The organism is Nocardioides stalactiti, from assembly GCF_014180715.1.
GTDB classification, from domain to species: domain Bacteria; phylum Actinomycetota; class Actinomycetes; order Propionibacteriales; family Nocardioidaceae; genus Nocardioides; species Nocardioides stalactiti.
In genome coordinates this window covers 1-5217 of the sequence record NZ_JACEFC010000188.1, presented here as the reverse complement: position 1 = coordinate 5217, position 5217 = coordinate 1, and the positions used below count along the sequence as shown (strand labels likewise).

The window sequence follows — 5217 nt, the reverse complement described above, 5'->3', positions numbered from 1 at the left end:
CGCTCGGCTCCTCGCCGCCCGCGCTGAACAGCACCTCGAAGGCGTCGTTGAAGCCCTTGCAGAAGTCCTTCTCCGAGGCGTCGGTGGGAGCACCGCCACACGCCGTGAGGGAGAAGGAGAGCAGCGCTGCCGCGCTGATCGCTGCGGCAGGTCGCTTGATCCGGGTCATGCGGGTTTCCTTTCGGAGACGACACGGCGCCGCGTGCGCCGGGTCTGGGAGCGGCCACAACGGTGGCCCGCACACTGGCAGACTATTGATGCCCGCCAGTGACCGGAAGGGGTCATGCCCCCGCCGTTCCCGCGGCAAACACCTCAGGAAGCGGTACGTCGAGCAGGGCAGGTAGCCGCGCGAGGTAGTCGCTGCGCGGGATCTCCTCCACGCCGAGGCTGTCGAGGTGCGGCGTCGACCACTGCACGTCGATGAGCCGGTCGGCCGCGTGCACGTCGGTGATCAGGTCGACCAGGCCGACCAGCGCGACCTTCGAGGCGTCCCGGACCCGGTGGAACATCGACTCCCCGGCGAAGAGCCCGCCGATGGCGACGCCGTACAGGCCACCTGCGAGGACACCCTCCTGCCACGCCTCGACCGAGTGTGCCCAACCGAGCCGGTGCAGGTCGCCGTAGGCCTTCTGGATGCCGCTGTCGATCCACGCGCCGGTCCGGGTCGGATCACCGCACGCGGCGACCACCTCGTCGAACGCCGTGTTGACGCGGACCTCGAAGTCGCGGGTCGAGCGGCGCAGCGACCGCGACACCTTCAGCCCGTCGAGGCGGAGGACCCCCCGCTGCGCGGGGCACCACCAACCGACCGTGGGTGCGGCGCCGCGGACCCGGAGCCTGGGCCGAGCCTGCTCGGGCATCGGGAACAGACCCCGCCGGTAGGCCGCCAGCAAGGTGCCCGGGGCGAGGTCGGCGCCCATCGCGACCAGGTCGTGGTCGCCCCCGAGGTCGCCGAGGTGCTCACGGGAGGGCAGCTCCCACGGTGTCGGCGGCGGCTCGATCGGCCCTCGTTCGTCCATCCCCCTAAGATTTTCACATGCGCAGCAGCCTCAAACGAGGCCTGGCCGTCAACACGGCCCGGGTCGTCGTCCCCAAGATCGCCGATCTCGCCCCGGGCCTCACCTCGTCGTTCGTGCGCGAGGCCCTGCACCGGGCGATCGTCGGCGTCGGGCCGCTGCCGCCCGCCGCCCATGCCGCCGAGGCCCAGCTGCGCGAGCAGCACGGAAATGTCGACAAAGCGATCCACGAGGTCATCGAGAACCACGTGCGCTACGCGGGAGTCGGCGGCCTCGCCACCAACCTCGGCGGGCTCGTCACCGCTGCCGTCATCGCCCCCGTGAACATCACCGAGCTGGCGCTCATCCAGTGCCGCATGGTCGCCGGCATCGCCCACCTGCGGGGCTACGACCTCGAGGACCCGCGGGTCCGCAACGCCATCCTGGTGACCGTCCTCGGCGACGACTCGGTCCGCAAGATGGTCAAGAAGCTCCAGCTCCCCGCCCCGCCGATGGCGATCGCCACCGCCCCCTCCCACGACCCCCTCCTCGACACCATCATCACCTCCGCCGTCGCCTCCGACCTCGTCGCCCGCGTCATCGGCAAGCGCCTCGCCACCACCGTCGGCAAGCGCGTCCCGGTGGTCGGCGGTCTCGTCGGCGCCACCGCCGACGGCTACTCCACCTGGAAGGTCGGCCGCTACGCCGACCGCGAGTTCCTCCCGCGCTCGCCCCGCTGACCCGCCGAGTCGCCCCCCTTGCGGGTCCGACCTGCCCCTCGTGCGGGCCCGACTTGCCCCTCTTGCGGGCCCGACTTGCCCCTCTTGCGGGCCCGAGGTGCCAGCTGGTCGTGATCAGCGAGCGGCGCCGAGCGCCGCGACGGCCATCGCCGCGAGCAGCGTGCGGAGCGCGTCGTCGGAGATGGCGTGGCCGGCGCGCGGCGTGGAGTTGAGGAGCCCGAAGGCCGCCTGGGCGGCGGCGTGCGCCGTCGGCTTGCTCACGGCCGGCCGCACCAGCCGCAGCTGGTTGGCGAGCAGGTCGACGTAGGACCGCTGCAGCCGACGGACCTGGTCGCGCGCCTGTTCGGGAAGCGATTCCCAGTCGCGGTCCTGGACGATGATCAGTGGCCGGTGGCCCAGGGCGAACTCGACGTGCCAGTCGACCAGGGCCTGGACGGCGGCAGCAGGCCCGTCCGCGGCCGCGACCCGCGCCCGGCCGACGGCGAGCAGCTCCTCGCTGATGGAGACCAGCATGTCGGCGAGCAGCGCCTGCTTGTTGGGGAAGTGCTTGTAGAGCGCGGGACCGGAGATGCCGCAGGCTGCGCCGAGCTCGGCGACGGACACCCCGTGGAAGCCGCGGGCCGCGAAGAGCTCTGCCGCTGTCGCGAGGATCTGCTCGCGGCGGGTCGGCTCGGTCTCGATCACCGGCTCAGGTTAGCGCTCGTTCACCAGTCTCGATTGACCCGCCAGGTTAATGATCGTTAACCTGACGGCATGACCAGTCTCGAGGAGCTCACCACCGAGCTGCGCGAGCGGCTCGCGCGCGTGCGCCAGGGCGGCAGCGAGTCGGCCCGCAAGAAGCACACCGACCGCGGCAAGCTCCTGCCCCGCGACCGCGTCGACCGGCTCCTCGACCCCGGCAGCCCGTTCCTCGAGGTCGCCCCCTTGGCCGCCTTCGGCATGTACGGCGACGACGACTACGCCGTTCCGTCGGCGGGTGTCGTCGCCGGTATCGGGCGCGTGGAGGGCCGCGACTGCATGGTCGTCGCCAACGACGCGACCGTGAAGGGCGGCACCTACTACCCGGTCACCGTGAAGAAGCACCTGCGCGCTCAGACCATCGCCGCTGAGAACCACCTCCCCTGCGTCTATCTCGTCGACTCCGGCGGCGCCTTCCTGCCGATGCAGGACGACGTGTTCCCCGACAGGGAGCACTTCGGCCGGATCTTCTTCAACCAGGCGAACATGAGCGCCCGACGGATCCCCCAGCTCTCGGCCGTCATGGGCTCCTGCACCGCGGGCGGTGCCTACGTCCCCGCGATGTCCGACGAGACCGTGATCGTCCGCAACCAGGGCACGATCTTCCTCGGCGGGCCGCCGCTGGTGAAGGCGGCGACCGGAGAGGTCGTCACCGCCGAGGAGCTCGGCGGCGGCGACGTCCACGCCCGTACCTCCGGCGTCGTCGACCATCTCGCCGAGGACGACGCCCACGCCCTCCAGATCCTGCGCGGCATCGTCGCCACCCTTCCAGGGGCCGCCCCGGACGCCCCGACCGACGTCGAGGATCCGCACGAGGCACCGGAGTCGATCTACAGCGTCGTCCCGGCCAGCACCCGCACGCCGTACGACGTGCGCGAGGTGATCCGGCGACTCGTGGACGGCAGCCGGCTCCAGGAGTTCAAGCAGCTGTACGGCGACACGCTCGTCTGCGGCTTCGCGAAGATCCACGGCTACCCGGTCGGCATCGTCGCCAACAACGGCATCCTGTTCAGCGAGTCCGCGCTCAAGGGCGCGCACTTCGTCGAGCTCTGCAACCAGCGCGGGATCCCGCTCCTGTTCCTGCAGAACATCAGCGGCTTCATGGTCGGCAAGGACTACGAGAACCGCGGCATCGCCCGTGACGGCGCGAAGCTGGTGACGGCGGTCGCCTGCTCGGTCGTCCCCAAGCTCACCGTCGTCATCGGCGGCAGCTTCGGCGCCGGCAACTACGGCATGTGCGGCCGCGCCTACGACCCACGCTTCCTGTGGATGTGGCCCAACGCGCGGATCTCGGTGATGGGCGGCGACCAGGCCGCCAACGTGCTCGCGACGGTCGCCGGTCGCGAGGACGACGAGGCGTTCAAGGAGCCGATCCGTCAGCAGTACGACACGCAGGGATCGCCGTACTACGCCACCGCCCGACTCTGGGACGACGGCGTCATCGACCCGGCGGACACCCGCCGGGTGCTCGGCATGGCGCTGGCGGTGACCGCGAACGCGCCGGTCGCCGACCCCTCCTACGGCATCTTCCGCATGTGAACGCCCCCAAGGACGACTCATGACCTTCCAGCGTGTGTACATCGCCAACCGCGGCGAGATCGCCCGCCGCGTCGCGCGGACCTGCGACCGGCTCGGCATCGAGTCTGTCGCCGGGACCGCCGACTTCCTCGACCCGACCGCACAGGTCGCTGCTGCCCTCGCGTGCGGCGCCGACGCCCTGCACCCGGGCTACGGCTTCCTCTCGGAGAACGCCGGCTTCGCCCGCGCCGTGGCCGAGGCCGGCATCACCTGGATCGGCCCGACGCCCGAGGTGATCGAGCGGATGGGGCGCAAGGACGCCGCCCGCGAGATCGCGATCGCCGCGCAGGTCCCCGTGGTGCCGTCGTACGGGCTGGACGACGACCCGGCGACGTTCGCCTACCCGGTCCTCGTGAAGGCCGCGGCCGGCGGCGGCGGCAAGGGCATGCGTGTCGTGCGATCTGACTCGGAGCTCGCCGAAGCGATCGCCGCGGCGAAGCGCGAGGCCGCCAGCGCGTTCGGCGACGACACGATGCTGATCGAGAAGTACGTCGAGCGCGGTCGCCACATCGAGGTGCAGGTCCTCGGCGACACCCACGGAGAGGTCCTCCACCTCCTCACGCGCGAGTGCTCCGCCCAGCGTCGGCACCAGAAGGTCATCGAGGAGGCGCCTGCGCCGTACCTCTCCGACGACGTCCGCGACCGGATCCACGCGGCAGCCGTCGACCTGGCGCGCAGCGTCGGCTACACCAACGCGGGCACCGTCGAGTTCCTCCTCGACGCCGAGTCGGGCGAGTTCTACTTCCTGGAGATGAACACCCGGCTCCAGGTCGAGCACCCGGTGACGGAGGAGGTGACCGCCCTGGACCTGGTCGAGCTCCAGCTGGCCGTCGCCGCCGGCCTTCGGCTGCCGCTGGCCCAGGCCGACGTCGTACCGGTTGCCCATGCGATCGAGGCGAGGGTGTACGCCGAGGACGCGTACGCCGGGTTCCTGCCGCAGGCGGGCACGGCGTCGACCGTGGTCTGGCCGACCGCCGTCCGGGTGGACCACGACCTCGCTCCGGGGCAGGTCGTCAGCACCGCCTTCGACCCGATGCTCGGCAAGGTCATCGCCGTCGGCCCGCACCGCGAGGCCGCTCGACGGCGCCTCGTCGACGCGCTCGACGAGACGGCCGTCCTCGGGCTCACGACCAACACCGGCTTCCTCCGGGAGCTGGCCGCCGGGG

General features: G+C 71.5%; 5 protein-coding genes. 3 read left to right on the top strand and 2 right to left on the bottom strand.

The window, feature by feature from the left end:
* Positions 1–281: 281 nt before the first annotated feature.
* Entirely contained in the window at positions 282–1019 is a 738-nt protein-coding gene (aat, locus tag H0487_RS21725) for a leucyl/phenylalanyl-tRNA--protein transferase (protein WP_183096302.1), read from the bottom strand.
* A gap of 17 nt (positions 1020–1036) precedes the next feature.
* Between aat and H0487_RS21720 the strand changes: the two genes are divergently transcribed.
* Positions 1037–1735: an EcsC family protein gene (locus tag H0487_RS21720; RefSeq protein WP_183096301.1), complete on the top strand. Its 699-nt coding sequence runs from the start codon at positions 1037–1039 to the stop codon at positions 1733–1735.
* A gap of 114 nt (positions 1736–1849) precedes the next feature.
* Here H0487_RS21720 and H0487_RS21715 read toward each other — a convergent pair whose 3' ends face one another.
* Complete coding sequence (locus tag H0487_RS21715) at positions 1850–2419, bottom strand: TetR/AcrR family transcriptional regulator (protein WP_312856050.1); 570 nt, start codon at positions 2417–2419, stop codon at positions 1850–1852.
* A 69-nt stretch (positions 2420–2488) separates the two neighbouring features.
* Here H0487_RS21715 and H0487_RS21710 point away from each other — a divergent pair, with 69 nt between their 5' ends.
* Positions 2489–4012: a carboxyl transferase domain-containing protein gene (locus H0487_RS21710; protein WP_183096300.1), complete on the top strand. Its 1524-nt coding sequence runs from the start codon at positions 2489–2491 to the stop codon at positions 4010–4012.
* Positions 4013–4031: 19 nt separating this feature from the next.
* A partial coding sequence (locus tag H0487_RS21705) for an ATP-binding protein (RefSeq protein WP_183096299.1) occupies positions 4032–5217 on the top strand: 1186 nt, incomplete at its 3' end.